Annotated in this window: 9 protein-coding genes and 1 pseudogene; 5 read left to right on the top strand and 5 right to left on the bottom strand. The window is 69.1% G+C overall.

Going from position 1 to position 16,595, the window contains the following annotated elements:
• Positions 1–99 precede the first annotated feature (99 nt).
• Both HNR11_RS07625 and HNR11_RS07620 read left to right on the top strand, forming a co-directional pair.
• Positions 100–1,185, top strand: coding sequence for a DNA cytosine methyltransferase (locus tag HNR11_RS07625; RefSeq protein WP_179441802.1), 1,086 nt, complete (start codon positions 100–102; stop codon positions 1,183–1,185).
• The gene (locus HNR11_RS07620; protein WP_343050615.1) at positions 1,146–1,625 is read left to right on the top strand and encodes a very short patch repair endonuclease; all 480 of its coding nucleotides are present in this window, start codon (positions 1,146–1,148) and stop codon (positions 1,623–1,625) included. Before HNR11_RS07625 ends, HNR11_RS07620 begins: the two co-directional genes overlap by 40 nt.
• Here the strand turns inward: HNR11_RS07620 and HNR11_RS07615 are convergent.
• Entirely contained in the window at positions 1,610–5,305 is a 3,696-nt protein-coding gene (locus HNR11_RS07615) for an ATP-dependent helicase (RefSeq protein WP_179441801.1), read from the bottom strand. The two genes, HNR11_RS07620 and HNR11_RS07615, sit on opposite strands and share 16 nt — an antisense overlap.
• A complete protein-coding gene (locus tag HNR11_RS07610; RefSeq protein WP_179441800.1) occupies positions 5,302–9,015 on the bottom strand; it encodes an ATP-dependent DNA helicase in 3,714 nt (1,237 codons plus the stop codon). The genes HNR11_RS07615 and HNR11_RS07610 overlap by 4 nt, the downstream gene beginning before the upstream one ends.
• A 116-nt stretch (positions 9,016–9,131) precedes the next feature.
• Between HNR11_RS07610 and HNR11_RS07605 the strand changes: the two genes are divergently transcribed.
• Complete coding sequence (locus tag HNR11_RS07605) at positions 9,132–9,944, top strand: 3'-5' exonuclease (protein WP_179441799.1); 813 nt, start codon at positions 9,132–9,134, stop codon at positions 9,942–9,944.
• Here the strand turns inward: HNR11_RS07605 and HNR11_RS07600 are convergent.
• On the bottom strand, positions 9,922–10,965 hold the full coding sequence (locus tag HNR11_RS07600; RefSeq protein WP_179441798.1) for an SUMF1/EgtB/PvdO family nonheme iron enzyme: 1,044 nt from the start codon (positions 10,963–10,965) through the stop codon (positions 9,922–9,924). The genes HNR11_RS07605 and HNR11_RS07600 overlap by 23 nt on opposite strands.
• A gap of 153 nt (positions 10,966–11,118) precedes the next feature.
• On the opposite strand from HNR11_RS07600, the gene betC reads away from it, so the two are divergent.
• Positions 11,119–12,726, top strand: coding sequence for a choline-sulfatase (betC, locus tag HNR11_RS07595; protein ID WP_179441797.1), 1,608 nt, complete (start codon positions 11,119–11,121; stop codon positions 12,724–12,726).
• Positions 12,727–12,923: 197 nt separating this feature from the next.
• Positions 12,924–13,964: a zinc-dependent alcohol dehydrogenase family protein gene (locus tag HNR11_RS07590; RefSeq protein ID WP_179441796.1), complete on the top strand. Its 1,041-nt coding sequence runs from the start codon at positions 12,924–12,926 to the stop codon at positions 13,962–13,964.
• A gap of 71 nt (positions 13,965–14,035) precedes the next feature.
• On the opposite strand, the gene hemL is transcribed toward HNR11_RS07590, so the two are convergent.
• Positions 14,036–15,343: a glutamate-1-semialdehyde 2,1-aminomutase gene (hemL, locus tag HNR11_RS07585; RefSeq protein WP_179441795.1), complete on the bottom strand. Its 1,308-nt coding sequence runs from the start codon at positions 15,341–15,343 to the stop codon at positions 14,036–14,038.
• A gap of 233 nt (positions 15,344–15,576) precedes the next feature.
• A pseudogene (hemB, locus tag HNR11_RS07580) lies at positions 15,577–16,551 on the bottom strand (porphobilinogen synthase); the annotation flags it as partial.
• Positions 16,552–16,595: the final 44 nt, after the last annotated feature.

The raw sequence follows: 16,595 nt of genomic DNA, 5'->3' as shown, positions 1-16,595 counted from the left end.
GTTCTGTCGATCCAAGTGTCAACGACAGGGCGCCCATAGAGCTGCTAGATTTGGATGAGCTGAACTGTCCGCAAGGGACAGGTAACCGGAGGAGTCGGAATGAGCGCACGATTCAGAATGGGGGAGTTTTTTTCAGGCCCCGGCGGCATGGCTCTGGGCGCCAGTCAGGCCGCCACAGACGTGGGTGTGAAACTCGTGCACGCGTGGGCGAACGACATTGATGCAGACACGTGCGCCACCTACCGGCGCAATGTCGATGTCGCGCCAGAGAACGTCCACTGCTCCGACGTCAGGACCCTCGACATAGGTGCACTCGGAGAGATCGACGGCTTTGCTTTCGGCTTCCCCTGCAACGACTTCAGCACAGTCGGCGAGAACCTTGGACTCAACGGAAGGTTCGGGCCGCTCTATCAGAATGGCGTAGAGGTCTTGAAGAAGAAGCAACCGCGCTGGTTCGTTGCAGAGAACGTCTCAGGTCTACGCAGTTCGAATTCCGGACAGGCCCTCCCCCAGATCCTCAACGCTCTGGCCGAGACCGGATACCGCCTGACTCCCCATCTCTATCGGTTCGAGGATTACGGGGTCCCGCAGAAGCGCCACCGCGTCATAATCGTCGGTATACGCGAGGATGAAGTGGAGCGAGGAGTGAGGTTCGCTATCCCCGCACCGAATACGGTGAACAACCACGTCACTGTTCAAGAGGCTCTGGCGGGAATTGCGCCTAACGTCAGCCACCAAGAACTCACGAGGCACAGCCTCAACGTGATCAAGCGACTGCGGGCGATTCCCGAGGGTAAGAACGCGTTCAACGCGGGCCTCGAAGGAGAACTGGCACTGAACGTCAAGGGCGTCACTCTCAGCAACATCTACCGCCGACTCGAACGAAACAAGCCCAGCTACACCGTGACAGGTTCCGGTGGCGGAGGCACGCACATCTACCACTGGTCCGAGGACCGAGCACTGACCAACCGTGAGCGCGCTCGGCTCCAGACCTTCCCCGACAATTTCCGGTTCCACGGTGGTGTCAGCAGCGTTCGCAAGCAGATCGGCATGGCGGTGCCAGTCGAAGGCGCAAGAGTCATCTTCGAAGCGCTCTTCAAATCGTTCCGCTCGGAGCCGTACCCCAGCGTCCCCGCCAACATTAAGTGGACAGCCACCAAGCTGATGGCACCGGAGCCAGTCTGACGTCAGAGTCCTGGGCTTCCTCCGAGAATGCGCGCCTGACCATGCGCGCGAACAGGGGTCGGGATACGAAGCCTGAACTCCTAATCAGGCGCGCGCTTCATGCTCGGGGATGGCGATTCCGCGTCAACTACCGACCGCTCGCTTCGGACCGCCGTCGCAGTGTCGACATCGCGTTCACCCGTCGCAAGGTAGTGGTCCTGATCGACGGCTGTTATTGGCATGGTTGCCCTAGGCACTTCATCATGCCCAAGACGAACCAGGACTACTGGTCCAAGAAGATTTCGGGCAACCGAGCGCGCGACGTGGAGACCTCGCGCCTTCTGGGTGACGAAGGCTGGACCGTACTCCGTTACTGGGAGCACGAATCGGTCGAGGATGTCTTGCTGGACATCGAGTTAACCCTCCGCACGACTCCGACCAAGAATCATCCGCCGAAGTAGCTGCGCGCATCGCGGAGGTACTGCCTCAGCGCATCCTCTTCCGGAAGATCCGTCCCCGGCACAGTCACCCCATGCTCCACGTAGAAGAAGGACGCTCCGATCTGTTCCAGCGGCACCCCGTAGAGCCGATGGAAGGCCAGCCGGTAGACCGCGAGCTGTATCTGCTTCTCACGCAGGTCTTTGCCTGTGGGGACCATGCCGGTCTTCCAGTCGACCAGGTCCCAGGTGCACTGCTGCATCTGAGCATTTCGGTCGTGCGCTGACTTCAGCTCCCAGCGCTCGAAGTCTTCAGCGGTGAGGTCCTGGCCGGCCTCGTCCTTGCCGAAGATGGCGTCGATCCGGCCACGGATCACGACCCCGTCCAGGGTGGTCTCCACCGGGATCTCGGCGGCGTACAGGCGGCGCTGCGCCCACTCCGTCTGAATGAAGCGTTCCTTGACCGTGGAGAGGTCAAAGGCGTCGTCCAGATCCTCATCACCGCGGTAAGGCTCTTCGATTCCGGGCAACCTGCTGCGGGTCTCGTAGAACTCCTCGATCCATTCGTGCATGACGGTGCCGCGGCGCGCCGCCTGGGAAGGCTTCACCGGCACGGGACGCCGGGCGAACTCCGCCATGGACTCGGCGTCACGCGCCATGCCCACCACACTGGAGACACTGATATGCGCCGGGAAATGCGGCTCCCCGGTCCCGCGCTGCTGCTCCCTCGCCCGATCCACCACCCATTCGGCCTCCTGCTCCCAGGGAGTCAGCGGTGAAGCCTCCGAGCCGGCCTCGGCGGATGTCGCGGCAGACTGCGCACGGTCGGTGATGGCATGCTCCACCAGAGCGGCGGCCCGGGTCAGCGCAGCCCGGCGACCGGGCTGGACCTTTGGAGCCTCCACGGTGTTGATCTGCGGCAACGCGGTCTGCTCGCCCTCATGGACCTGCCGGCGATAGCGGCCGATCGACAGCGGAGCCAGCGGGTCATAGGGCCACTGGGCGCCGAAGAGATCGTTGCCCACCGGGTTGGCCTTCATATCGGGGACCTCTGCCCACTCCAATGCCGCCGCCGCGTCGCCAAGACCATCGGCCACCGCGCGGATCTCCTCGAGGAACTCCGAGGGATCCTTGCCGGCGGAAGTGCCGTAGAAGCAGGCACCGGTGCACAGCAGCAACTTCTTGGCTCGCGTCACCGCGACGTAGGCCAGGCGTCGTTCCTCCTCCCGGCTGAAGTCCTTCACGTCTTGGGTGAAGACCCGGTTGTCCTCGGTGAACTGCTTCCAGCTGCCTATCCCTGCCGAGACAGCCCAGGAGCGCAGATCGGGCTGCTCGGACTCCCACTGCGGGATGCTGCGGCGATCTCCGCGCAGCCGGGCCGGCAGCATCCCGTTGCTGCCGGTCCACCGGTCAGCCTTTGCGCTGGGGAACTTGTCCTCGCGCAGCCCCGCCACAGCGACCACGTCCCATTCCAGTCCCTTGGAGGCATGGATGGTCATCAGTTGGATCGCCCCGGGGGTCGGTTCCACATCGGCTTGTTCCAGGCCGCGTTCCTTCTCCTCCGCCGCATCCAGCCAGTCCAGGAAGCTGCGCAGGTCCGGGGTGGTCTCGGTGGCCGCGTAGCTCTCGGCCTGATCGATCAACGCGTCCAACTGCCGAGCGGCATGGTGCTGTTCCTCCCAGGGCCGTGCGGCGACCTCAATGTCGAGCCCGGTGTCACTGACGATGCGCTGGATCAACACGCCCAGGTCCAGGGTGGCCCACTGCCGCAGCCGGCGGATCTGCTCCTTGGCCAGGACCAGCCGGCGGTGCCCCTCTGCAGAGAGCCCCAGCTGCTCGGCGTGGTCTGGCGAGTCTTTGAGCCGTTCCAGCGCCTCGACCAAAGAGGCACGTTCGTCCATCTCCAGTTCGGTGGACTCATACCGGTCCTCGGCGTCCGCAGGCCCACCCGCGCCGGCCGACGTCGCGTCCTCTCCGGACTGCGCGCTGCCCTCGTGCGGCTCGGTGATAGGTGCGCGAAGCCGCAGGCCCTCGAGGTCGCGCGCGGAGCGCTGCAGCTGCAGCAGGTCACGCGGGCCGATCCGATACCGGGCCCCGGCGAGAATCCGGATCAGCGCGTCGGAACGGCCGGGGTCGGCGATGACGCGCAGGTAGGCGAGCACCTCGGCGACCTCGGGGGTGCTCAGCAACCCGGAGAGCCCGACCAGCTCATAGTCCAGCCCGGCCAGGCGCAGCTGCTCGGCGATGGTCTCCAGTTGGGCGCGGGTCCTGGCGAGCACCGCGCAGCTCGGGGCCTCAGATTCTGGGGCGCGCTGCGCATCGGGGCGCAGCGCCGCACTGAGTTGTTCGGTGATTGCCTGGGATTCCTCGATATCCGAGGTGTACCAGCCATAGCGCACCCTGCCGGTGTGGGCGCCGTCGGGTGGGCTCAGCGGCTTCAGCTGTCCTCGTAGGTGCGCGTTATGCGCCCGCCACGGCTTGTCCAGTGAGTCTGCGGCGTCCGGCGCGAAGGGCGCGACCAGCCGGTTCGCGACGTCGAGGATCCGTTCCCCGTTGCGCCAGGCCTTGGTGAGCTGGAGCAGCGCGGCGGGTCGGCGCTGGTCGGTGTCGGGGTCCACCGCGGGGAAGGACTGCGGGAAGTCGAAGAGCTGCCCGGCGGAGGCGCCGCGGAACCCGTAGATCGACTGGTTGGGGTCCCCGACCGCGGTGACCGCGTGGCCCATCCCGCCGCCGGAGCCTCCGGCGCCGTAGAGGCTGCTGAAGAGCGCAAGCTGGGCGTAGGAGGTGTCCTGGAACTCGTCGAGCAGCACCACCTTGTACTTCTCCCGCTCGGCCTCCCCCGCGCTGGGCACGTCCTGCGCGATCTGCGCGGCGAAGCGCAGCAGGTCCCCGTAGTCCATCAGCCCGTCGGTGAGCTTCTTCTCCTGATAGCGGCGGACCAGTTCGGCCATCTCCCGGCGCACCCGCAGCGCCCGAACCAGATCGATCTGCTTGCCCTTGAGCTCAGCACCTGCCTGTTCCCAGGCATCCACCCGGGCCAGCTCGACGTCGAGGTGGGCCTCTACCGCCTCTGGGGACTGCAGGTGCTCGGCGCAGTCCCCCGCCAGGCGCATCACATACCCGGCCAGGTTCCCTGCCGACTGCTCGGCCTCCACCCACACCTCGGCCCGGTCATAGGCGCTGACCAGGCGATGAACCAGCTGCCAGGCCTTGGCCTCGCCGATGAGCTGAGTCTCGGGCTCCAAGCCGATCTGCAGGCCGTACTCGGTCACCAGGGTGTTCGCATAGGAGTGATAGGTGGAGACCGCGGGGGCGAGCAGCTCGGAGATGTCGGCGTGCTCTACGGTGTCGGAGACCTCCACGGGCACCACATCGGCCGGGGAGATCAGCTCGGCCTCCAGCAGCTGCTCCAGCTTCCGGGTGATCCGCTCGCGCAGCTCACCGGCGGCCTTCTTGGTGAAGGTGACGCCAAGGATCTGATCTGGACGCACGATCCCGTTGGCCACCAGCCAGACCACCCGGTCGGCCATCGTGGCGGTCTTGCCCGACCCGGCGCCGGCGACGACGAGCATCGGGTCCAGCCCGGATTCGATGACGGCCTGCTGTTCGGCGGTGGGGTACTTCCGGTCCTCGGCGGGCGTGTCTCGCTGAAGCGCGTCGGCGATGTCTCGGGCGCTGTAGCGCATGGTCTGCAGGGCCGTCATGGCTGGGTCACCTGTTTCGTGTTCTCGCAGAGCGGGCAGAGCGAGCCGACCAGGCAACGCTGTTGATTGGGTGAGTGGTAGGCCGCAAAGACGCTGCCGCTCATCACCTGGGCGGCCTGGGTGAGCTGTTCCAGCGGCCAGGTGTCCTCCGCCGTGAGCGGCTCTTGTCTCTGCAGGTCGGTCTTGGCCACAGTGGTTCCGACGTGCAGCAGCGCAGCACCTGACCCCGGAGACGCCACGGGAACGTCCTGCCCGGGGGCTGCGCCGCCAACTGGCTGGGCATCCTCTGCCGCCGGTGCTGCGTTCTGGGCTTCGTGCAGGGCACGGTCCACCGCGCCGAGGGCGACCAGCAGCTGGTAGGAGCCCAGCTGCCCGTGAGTCGGGATCTCGATCTGGGCGGGTTTGTGGCGGCCGGTCTTCAGGTCGATGACGAAGAGCTCGCCGGCCTCGGTGCGTTCCACCCGGTCGATCACGCCGCGGATCTCCACGGACCGTGTCTGAGGTGCCCCACCTGGTTCGTCCGGCGGCAGCGGGACCTCCAGGCTGGCTTCGACCTGCAGCTCGCGGGCGATCACCGCACGGCCCTGGCCCTGGACGTGGCCGAAGTACCCGGCGAGCTTCTTGAGCATCACCCGGGCGCGGGAGCGGTCCTTCTCGGTCTCCCACCCGGCTTCACGTCCCAGGCTGTCCCAGCGTGCGTCGAGCTCCGCGGTGAGCACCTCGCGGTCGGTCTCCGCGGGATGGTGCTCAGCGATCTCATGGATCAGCGAGCCCAGCATCCGGCTGAAGTCGGTGGCCTCGACGCCTCCGGCCGCACCGGTGAACCACTGCAGGGGCGAGTCCACGGCGCTCTGCACCGAGGAGGGAGAGACCCGGACCGGCTCCTCGGGCTCCAGCAGCGGTGCCGAGGTGCTGAGTTCGGGCAGACCCCACCAGGTGCCGGGCTCGGCTCCGATGAGTCCACCCTCGGCGAGCACGGCCAGCGCGCGGGCTGCCGCCTGGCGCTGGGTCTCGGTCGCCTGATCGCTGGAGGACTCCGCCCCGCTGGACGCCGGGGCGCTCAACGCGGCGGCGCCGGATTCGGGGAGGCGGGATCCGGCGTCGTCGTCGAGCTGGGACTGGATGCTGATCTCCAGGTGACGGCGCAGCTCGGCGATCAGCCGGTGGGCGGTGATCGGACGTGGAATGGCGCCGCTGCGGGCCTCGCGCTCCCCGGGAGGCACCACCAGGTCCAGGAGCATCGAAGGGCTCTCCTCCTGGGCGTGCACGGCCACCGCGTAGAGCCGGTTCTTGGCGCGGGAGACCGCAGAGGCGAAGAGCCGGTACTCGTCCTGGAGCACGTTCATACGTTTCACCAGCAAGGACTGCGCCGCAGCCTCGGCGCGACCCTCCACGACGTCGACCAGGTGTCCGCTGCCCAGCAGCTGCCCGCGCGGATTCAGGTTCGGCCACGCGCCTTCCTGGAGTCCGGTGAGGATCACGGTGTCGAATTCACGCCCCGCCGCGCTGGCGGGGGTGAGGACCTCGATGGCGACGTCGGCCGAAGACGTCTTCGCCAGGGTGTCCATCGGCAGTTCCAGACGTTCGATGTGGTCCACGAACGCGATGGCCGAGGCTCCCGGGTTTTGGTCGGAGAAGCGTTCCGCGGCCTGGAAGAGTGCCATGACCGCATCGAGGTCGTGGTCGGCGCGGCGTCCTTCGGCGCTGGCCCAGCGGGTCAGCCCGGCCCAGTGGCGGCTGACCCCGGCGGCGTTCCAGATCTCCCAGAGCAGCTCCTCGGGTCCGCTGGAGGGGCCCGCGGCGGCGTGTCCGGCGGCGAGCATCGCGGCGACCCGCTCCAGCCCGCGGGTCAGGTGCTGGAAGCGGGCCTGGGCGCGGACTTCTTCGAACACCGGGTCCGCCGCGTTGTTCGCCGCGGCGACCAACAGCTCATCGGAGCTTCGCGGCTCAGCAGGGTCTGCCAATGCGCGCAGCCGGCGGCGTTCCTGGCTGCGCAGCACCTGGCGCAGGCTGCGCAGGGTCATCGAGTCGGTCTCCCCGTACCGGCTGGTCAGCAGCGCGAGCACCTCTGGCAGCGGCACGGGATGCTCGGTGTCAGGTTCCGGTGGGGCGGTCACCAGGTGCAGCGCCCGCAGCAGCGGCGCCACCGCAGGCTCCTGGTTGAGGATCACATCGCTCATGGATTGGCGCACCGGGACACCCTGGGTCTGGAACATCCGCACCAGGCGTTTGAGCAGTGCACCGTTGCGGGCGATGACCGCGATCTGATCGAAGGGCACCCCGTGCCGGTGGTGCCGGTCCAAGACCTCCTGCAGGACGAACTGTTCGGCGAGGTAGTCTCCCGGCACGATCTCCACCGCGCAGGATCCGTTGTCTTCTGTCGCGGGGTCCTGAGGTGCGGCGGGGTCCTGGGGTTCGGCGGGGTCCTGGGGTTCGGCGGGGTCCTGGGGTTCGGCAGCGGAGGCGGGGGGCCCGGACGCGGGATCCTGGGGTGCGGCAGCGGAGGCTGGGGAGTCCGCTGCCGGCTGCTGGGGTTCCGGGGCGGGCTGCGCGCTCAGCAGCTGCAGCCAGCGCTGCCTGGGCTGCTGAGGTCCCACCGGGGCGATCCGGCGCAGGGCCCGGGCGTAGGCCCGGCCCACGGTGGGACTGATCCGGTGATTGCCCTCCAACACCCTCACGCTGGGCTCGGCCCCGGGCAGCCCGCCGTGGGGATCCGGGGTCATGGCCCCGGAGATGCTGCGCCGGACGATGCCCGCGATCTCGGCGTCGGTCTCGGGGTTCAGCCCGAGCACGGACTCGGCGGTGACCCGGCGGGGGGCCACGGTCCAGCTGCGCAGCTTGTCCGGGCGCGCGCCCCGGAAGCCCTGCACAGCGGTCTCCGGGCTGGCGAAGGCCAGCACGTCGGCGCCGGCTCCGATCAGGCGCAGCAGCCGGTAGACCGAGGGGGTGGCCTCCTGGAGGTCATCGACGATGATGCGGCGCAGCCGCTGGCGTTCGGTCTCCAGGAACTCGGGGTTCTCCTCGAGGAGATTACAGGCCTCGTTGATCAGTCCGGCCGGGTCGAAGGCATCGGCGTTGGCGCCGGCGTCGAGGTCCTCACGGTAGCGCTGGTAGAGCTCTGCTGCGGCCGCCCATTCCGGACGTCGGCACTGTTCGGCCAGGCCGCGCAGCTGCTCGGGTGAGACCCCGTATTCGGCCGCGCGGTCGAAGAGCTCGCGGATCTCCTTGCGGAACCCATCGGTGCCGGCGGCCTCCTGCAGCGAGGATGGCCAGTTCAGCGGCGGCAGCCCGCTGGCAGGATCGGTGGCGAGCAGCTCACGGATGATGCTGTCCTGCTCTGCTCCGGAGAGCAGCCGGGGACGGCGCGCGGTGAAGGAGAGGATCTCCCGGCGCCGGGCCTCCCCGAGCAGCCAGAAGGCATAGGAGGCGAAGGACCGGGAGGGCTGTTCCGAGAGCGAGCCGCCCCTTGAACTGGTGTCCCGCAGAGCCCAGCCCGCCTCGACCTGATCGCGCAGCACCGCCGAGGTGGCGCGGGTCGGTGAAAGCAGCAGCAACCGGGAGGAGTCCTGTCCGGACTCGAGATGACGCAGCGCAAGCTCGGCGGCCAGGCTCGACTTGCCGCTGCCGGGACCGCCGAAGCTCAGGATCGGCCCATGTCCGGGCCGCTGCGCGGCGGCGAGCAGCTGATGCTGGGACTGATCGAACTCCATGAGGATCATTCAATCAGAGCCCCCGGACATGACCTGGTGCAGCCGCGGGACACCGGCGCTCAGCGGCGCAGGGTGACGTCCACGGCCATGTCCCACCCGCGCGCTACCGTAGTGCCATGGCCGAGACCCCCACCCTCTTCGAGATCACCCCCAGCAGCGAGTCCTGGCATACCCGCCGCAGGGTCGGCTTCGACCTGGAGACCACCTCCCGGGACCCGCGGGTGGCGAGGATCGTCTCCGCGGCACTGGTGATCTTCGATGACACAGAGGTCGGCGTCGAGCCTGTGGCCGGGACCGGGGCCGGGACCGTGGCCGAACCCGGTGTGGCCGAGTCCGGTGCGGTCGCGTCGTCGGCTGCCGCCGGGAATCCCGTGCGGACCCGGGAATGGCTGGTAGATCCCGGGGTGGAGATCCCGGCCGAGACCACCGCGATCCACGGCATCTCCACCGAGTACGCCCAGGCCAACGGTCAGCCAGCTGCCGAAGCAGTCGCCCAGATCACCACCGCCCTCGCACAAGAGTTCGCCGCTGGCAGCGCAGTGGTCGTGATGAACGCCCCGTATGACTTCACCGTGCTGCAGCAGGAGGCGCTGCGCCACGGGGTGGAGTTCACCGAGCCGGTGGCGGTCATCGACCCGCTGGTGATCGATAAGCAGGTGGACAAGTACCGCCGCGGCAAGCGCACGCTGAGCCAGATGTGCCTGCACTATCAGGTCGAGCTCGACGCCGCGCACTCGGCGGCACCCGACGCCTGGGCGGCCGTGGAAGTGGCCTGCGCCCAGGCGGAACGATTCCCGCAGCTTCAGATCCCCGCTCCCGAGCTGCACCGGCTCCAGGCCGGCTGGAAGGTCGGGCAGGCCGCGGACCTGCAGGAGTACCTGCGGCGCACCCGCCCCGACGCTGTGGTCAGTCCGGCCTGGCCGGTGTGAACGCCAGCCGGAATCCAGTGTGACCCAGGGAGGTCTCCGCCGAGGCGCAGGTCCGAGCCGAGGTCCGGTAGCGCCGGCAGTACGAGCTGTGGCACATATAGGAGCCCCCGCGCAGCACCGGATCAGATCCCGAACGGGCAGCACCGGAGGCCCCCGGCGCTGCCGCATCACCGCCGGTGAACCCCGAGGCGGTCCACTCCCAGACATTGCCAGTGGTGTTGTAGAGCCCATACCCGTTGGGCTCGAAAGACTTCGCCGCACAGGTGCCCACCTCCCCGACCACGCCTTGCGGAAACTCGCCGGGGAAGATGTTCATCCGGCGCCGACCCTCCGGGTCACGCTCTGATCCCCAGGGATACGGCTGCTGATCCAGTCCGCCGCGGGCGGCATACTCCCACTCCGTCTCCGTGGGCAGCCGGGCGCCGACCCAGTCGGCATAGGCCTGGGCATCGCGCTGAGACACCTGAGTCACCGGGTGCTCCTCCCGTCCCACAGCGGTGGACCCGGGACCTTCCGGGGCGAACCACGCGGCGCCGCGGACCTGCCGCCACCAGGGGGTCAACGGCTCAGGCGCCGGCGCGGCCGCACGCTGCGCGGGGTCGAGCAGACCTTCGAACACCAGCGCATCGCCGTGCCGCTCCGCGTCGGTGAGGTGACCGGTGGCCTGGACGAACCTGGCGAACTCCGCCACGGTCACCGTGGTGGGACTGATCGCGAACGCCTCCACCCGGGCCGTCCGGACCGGGCCCTCGCCATCCTCTGAGTAGGCCTGCGGGTCCTCGCTGCCCATCCGGAACCGGTCCGCGGCGAACCCAATCAGTGAGAGCTGTGACCCGGCCGCGGCGGCCAGCCGGGACACCAGCGCGGCCCGCGCGGCCGGCTCGAGCGCGCCAGGCGGCGTCGTCGTCGGGGTGACTGTCGGGGTGATGGTCGGAGTGCTCTTCGGTGCGTCCTGCGGCGCTTCCGGGCGTCCTGGACTGCAGCAGGACGCTGATGCGGAATGGTGCTGCGCCTCGGTCATTGTGCTCCCCTGTCTGTCTCCTGATTCTCGCTTCAGGCGCGCTGATCCCCCGAAATCCGGCAGAGGGCGACCTGTACCCTGGCAGGGCGCGATGCCTGCACTCACGCGCGCAGCCTGCCCCTACAAGTGCTCATCTCGAAGGAGGGACACACTATGTCTGACCATCAGAACATCTCACACCGCGCCGGAACCGTGTCTCCCCCGGAGCACTCCCCCAGCGTCTCACCCCCGAACATCGTCGTCATCCAGGCTGATCAGATGGCCGCCCAGGCGCTCGGCGCCTACGGCGACACCGCCGCGAAGACCCCGCACATGGATGCCCTGGCCGAGGAGGGCGCCGTCTTCGACCGTGCCTACTGCAACTCCCCGCTGTGCGCACCCTCCCGCGCCTCCATGATGACCGGCGTGATGCCCTCTGAGCTGGGATGTTTCGACAACGGGGACGACTTCGCGTCCTCGGTGCCGACCTTCGCGCACCGGCTGCGGCTCGCCGGGTACCACACGGCTCTGGTGGGCCGGATGCACTTCATCGGCGCGGACCAGCACCATGGATTCGAAGAACGGCTCACCACCGACGTCTACCCAGCTGACCTGGACATGGTCCCGGACTGGACGCTGCCGCTGGAGCAGAAGCTGCAGTGGTATCACGACGCCGACCCGGTCTTCACCGCCGGCGTCTCCCAGGCCTCGGTCCAGCAGGACTTCGACGACGAGGTCGGCTTCCGCACCCTGCGTCACCTCAACGACCGGGTCCGGGCGAACCAGGCGGCCGCCGCAGCGGGCGAGGAGGCGCAGCCGTTCCTCATGGTGAGCAGCTTCATCCACCCGCACGACCCCTATGAGCCGCCGCAGGAGCACTGGGACCGGTTCGCCGATGTGGAGATACCCGACCCGGCGCACCCCGAGGTGCCCGATATCGCCGAGGACCCGCACAGCCACCGGCTGCGTGCGATGAGCGGCTTCGATGAGCGCTACCCGGACCTGGAGCAGGTCCGCAACGCCCGGCGCGCCTATTACGCGGCGGTCAGCTACATCGATGACCACGTGGGCCGGATCCGCGAGCGCCTGGACTCCCTGGGGCTCAGCGAGAACACCGTGATCCTGGTGACCGCGGACCACGGGGACATGCTCGGCGAGAAGGGCCTCTGGTACAAGATGTCCCCCTATGAGCGCTCCTCGCGGGTGCCGCTGATCGCCTACGGCCCAGAACACCTGGTGCCCCGAGGCCGGCATCAGACCCCGGTCTCGCTGCTGGACCTGATGCCGACCCTGGTGGACCTGGCCGGCGCCCCGTCGCCGAAGGCCGCCGGTGATTCCGTGCTGCGGATCGCCCGGGGTGAGCAAGCCGGCGAGATCGGACCCGAGGACCGCCCGGTGATCATCGAGTACCTCGCCGAGGGCACCTACCGGCCGCAGCTGAGCATCATCAGTGGACAGTACAAGTACGTGATCTGCCCGGGTGATCCCGATCAGCTCTTCGACCTCGCCACGGACCCGGATGAGCTGCACAACGCGGCGCGCAAGGAGAAGCATGCGGCCACCGTGGCGCGGCTGCGCGGCGAGCTGGACGCCCGCTATGACATGGCGGCGTTGGAGGCCGGGATCCTGGAGAGTCAGGATCGGCGCAGGCTCGTCGCCGAGGCGCTGAACATGGGACGCAAGCGGTCCTTCGATCACAACCCGGAGCCCGAGCAGCGCTACGTCCGTGGGGACTTCTGGGCTGCGCTGGACTACGGCACGATCCGCGACGGCGCCCGCTGAGCCCTGCCCCGGGTCACCCCGCTCAATCCCTGGGGCGATAACGGGTGGAATGGTCGCCGGAATCCGGATCATTCCACCCGTATGCGCCCCAGGGATGAGTGGGATCGCGGATGAGTGGGATCGCGGAGGAGTGCCGGCGCGGAAGAGTGGGCGCGCGGTCGCGGCGGCCGCCCCCGGGATGGGTAGAGTTCAGTCCCATGCGCGCACTGGTGATGGATGAGATCGCAGGTCCCGTAGACGTCCGAGAGGTCCCCGACCCCACCCCACCAGCAGGCGGGGTCATCGTGGAGGTCCACGCCACAGGGCTCTGCGGCAGCGACTGGCATGCCTGGGCCGGACATGAGGAGCTCACCCTGCCCCATGTGCCCGGGCATGAGCTTGCCGGGGTCATCTCCGCCGTGCACCCGGAGGTGCGGCACTGGAAGGTCGGTGACCGGGTGACGGTGCCCTTCGTGTGCGGCTGCGGCGCCTGCGACTGGTGCCGCAACGGCAACGCCCAGGTGTGCCCGAACCAGCAGCAGCCCGGATTCACCCATTGGGGTTCCTTCGCGGAGCACGTCGCGCTGCACGCCGCCGACACGAACCTGGTCGCCATCCCGGACGCGGTCTCCTTCGAGGCCGCCGCCGCGCTGGGCTGCCGCTTCGCCACCGCCTACCGGGCACTGACCGCGCGCGCCCGGCTGCGTGCCGGGGAATGGCTCACCGTGGTGGGCGCCGGCGGGGTGGGGCTGAGCGCGGTGATGATCGCCAAGGCGCTCGGCGCCCGGGTGATCGCGGTGGATCGCAGCCCCGAGGCGCTGCGGGCCGCGAAAGATCTCGGAGCCGATCAGGTGATCCTCGCCGACGGGCGCGACGTGCCCGCCGCCGTCGGTGAGATCACCGCAGAGGGCAGCGACGTCAGCGTGGACGCGGTGGGCAGCGAGGCGACCTGCGCCGCGGCGGTCCTGAGTCTGCGCCGTCAGGGTCGACACGTGCAGATCGGACTGCTGCCCACCGAGACCGGGCTCTCCCCGGTCCCGATGGCCCGCGCCATCGCCTGGGAGCTCGACCTGCTGGGCAGCCACGGCATGGCCGCCGCGGACTACCCCGGGATGCTCGCCCTGATCGCGGACGGCGTGCTGCGCCCCCAGGACCTGATCGAACGTGTGGTCGGACTCGCGGAGGCCGCCCGGCTGCTGCCGGCGATGCAGCGCTCCGCGACCCCGGGGATGACCATGATCAGCCCCAGGATCGCGTGATCAGACCTGAACCCTCAGACCCGAACCCCCAGACCCGAACCCCCAGGCCTGAGTCTTCAGCGCCTGAACCCTCAGGGCTGGGCCTGGGCAGCGGCCTTCGCGGCGCCCGGCAGAGCGTCCAGGATGCGGCCGATGGCGGCGTCGTCGTGCGCCGAGGAGAGGAACCACGCCTCGAAGACGCTCGGCGGCAGGTAGACCCCGGCGTCGAGCATGGCGTGGAAGAACGCTCCGTAGCGGAAGGTCTCCTGGGCCTGGGCGTGCGCGTAGTTGTGCACCCCGGTGGCCGAGGTGCCGAAGGCCACCGAGAACAGTGAGCCCACCTTCTGCAGCGTGTGGTCCACCCCGGCCTCACTCAGCGCGGCGGTGAGCGCGTCGGCCACGATCTGCGCCTTCTCATCCACATGCGTGTAGACCGCGGCGGTGGCGTGCTCCAGCGTCGCCACCCCGGCGGCCATCGCGACCGGGTTCCCGGAGAGCGTGCCGGCGTGATAGACCGGCCCGGTGGGGGCGAGGTGCTCCATGATCTCGCGCCGTCCGGCCAGCGCAGCGGCGGGCAGACCGCCGCCGATGACCTTCCCGAAGGTGAACAGGTCAGGCTCCCAGCCTTCCACCCGGCCAGAGGCACCCCAGTAGCCGGACTCGGTGATCCGGAACCCGGTCATCACCTCGTCGAAGATCATCAGCGCCCCGTGGCGCTGCGTGATCTCCCGGATGAAGCTGTTGAAGCCCGCTTCTGGGACCACCACGCCCATGTTCGCCGGGGTGGCCTCGGTGATCACCGCGGCGATCCGCTCGCCGTGCTCGGCGAAGACCGCTTCCAGGGCGGCGCGGTCGTTGTACTCCACCACGATGGTCTCCGAGGCCTGCGCCTCGGTCACCCCGGCGGATCCGGGCAGCCCGAGGGTGGCGACCCCGGAGCCGGCGGCGGCGAGCAGCCCGTCGGAGTGCCCGTGATAGCAGCCGGCGAACTTCACCACGATGTTGCGCCCGGTGAGCCCGCGGGCCAGCCGGACAGCGGTCATGGTCGCTTCGGTGCCGGTGGAGACCATCCGGATCATCTGCGCACCGGGGACCCGGCCCTGCACCAGCTCCGCCAGCCGCGCCTCCAACGGGTGGGAGGTGCCGAAGCCCAGTCCGGCGTCCACGGCGGCGTGCACCGCGGCGATCACCGCGGGGTGCTTATGCCCCAAGAGCGCAGGACCCCAGGAGCCCACGAGGTCCACGTACTGGGTCCCCTCGGCGTCGGTGAGGTAGGGGCCGTCCGCGGCGACCATGAAGGCGGGTGTCCCTCCGACCGAGCCGAAGGCGCGGACCGGGGAGTTCACGCCCCCGGGCATCAGTTCGCGGGCGGTGTCGAAGAGTTCCTGGTTCGTGGTCATCGCGGGACAGGGTCCTTTCAGCTGACCGGCGGGAAGCCGGCGTCGGTGCGGGGTTCGTCGGTGGAATCGCCGTCAGTATTGGTCGGTGAACTGGTCTCGGACGGCGTGGAGGCCTCGACCGGGGCGGCGGTCGTATGCGGCTCGACCCGTGGGTGCACCGGAGTCTCGGCGCTGGGGGCCGAGTCCCCGCTGGGCGAGACCGGGGCCGCCGGGACGCTGGGGCCGGCGAGCTCCTCGCGCAGCCACCCGGCCACCTCGGCGGCGTAGTAGGTCAGCACGTTGGTGGCCCCGGCGCGGCGGATCGCGATCAATGATTCGGTGATCACAGTGCGCCGATCGATCCACCCGTTGGCGGCGGCGGCCTCGATCATCGCGTACTCCCCGGAGACCTGGTAGGCCGAGACCGGGACATCGCTGATCGCGGCGGTGTCGGAGAGGATGTCCAGGTAGGCACTGGCCGGCTTGACCATCACCATGTCCGCACCCTCGGCGAGGTCCAGCTCCACCTCGCGCAGCGCCTCGGTGCGGTTCGGGGCGTCCATCTGGTACTGCCGGCGATCCCCGGTCAGCTGGGAGTCCACGGCCTCGCGGAAGGGCCCGTAGAAGCCGGAGGCGTACTTCGCGGCATAAGCCAGGATCGGCACATGCTGGTGTCCGGCCTCGTCCAGGGCCTGCCGGATCACGGCGACCTGGCCGTCCATCATGCCGGAGGGCGCGACGACGTCGGCGCCCGCCTCGGCCTGGGCCACGGCCATCTCGGCGTAGACCTCCAAGGTGGCGTCGTTGTCCACCTCGCCGACCTCGTCAACCAGTCCGCAGTGCCCGTGGTCGGTGAACTCGTCCAGGCACAGGTCGCTCATCACCACCAGGTCGTCCCCGACCCGGTCCTTCACGGCGCGGATGGAGCGGTTGAGGATCCCCTCGGGGTCGAGTCCGGCGCTGCCCTGGGCATCGCGGGCGGCGGGGATCCCGAAGAGCATGATCCCGGCCAGGCCGAGGTCTCGGGCCTGCACCGCAGCGGTGAGCAGCGAGGATTCGGTGTGCTGCACGACCCCGGGCATGGAGGTGATCGGAGCCGGGGCGTTCAGGCCCTCACGGACGAAGACCGGCAGGATCAGGTCGGCCGGATGCAGCCGGGTCTCGGCCACCATCCGGCGCATGGCGGGGCTGCGACGCAGCCGGCGGGGGCGCTGTTCGGGGAAACTCACGTGCGACTCCTGGTCATCAGGGGAACGGCGGTCGGTGCGCTCGG

Origin of the sequence: Nesterenkonia sandarakina, assembly GCF_013410215.1 — a bacterium.
Lineage (GTDB): Bacteria > Actinomycetota > Actinomycetes > Actinomycetales > Micrococcaceae > Nesterenkonia > Nesterenkonia sandarakina.
This window is presented reverse-complemented; position numbering and strand designations above follow the sequence as displayed.

Excerpts from the sequence above, each read along its gene's own strand:
- HNR11_RS07605 (WP_179441799.1), top strand. The coding sequence starts at position 9,132 with ATGGCCGAGACCCCCACCCTCTTCGAGATCACCCCCAGCAGCGAGTCC.
- betC (WP_179441797.1), top strand. The coding sequence starts at position 11,119 with ATGTCTGACCATCAGAACATCTCACACCGCGCCGGAACCGTGTCTCCC.
- hemL (WP_179441795.1), bottom strand. The coding sequence starts at position 15,343 with ATGACCACGAACCAGGAACTCTTCGACACCGCCCGCGAACTGATGCCC.
- HNR11_RS07610 (WP_179441800.1), bottom strand. The coding sequence starts at position 9,015 with ATGGAGTTCGATCAGTCCCAGCATCAGCTGCTCGCCGCCGCGCAGCGG.
- HNR11_RS07625 (WP_179441802.1), top strand. The coding sequence starts at position 100 with ATGAGCGCACGATTCAGAATGGGGGAGTTTTTTTCAGGCCCCGGCGGC.
- HNR11_RS07600 (WP_179441798.1), bottom strand. The coding sequence starts at position 10,965 with ATGACCGAGGCGCAGCACCATTCCGCATCAGCGTCCTGCTGCAGTCCA.
- HNR11_RS07590 (WP_179441796.1), top strand. The coding sequence starts at position 12,924 with ATGCGCGCACTGGTGATGGATGAGATCGCAGGTCCCGTAGACGTCCGA.
- HNR11_RS07615 (WP_179441801.1), bottom strand. The coding sequence starts at position 5,305 with ATGACGGCCCTGCAGACCATGCGCTACAGCGCCCGAGACATCGCCGAC.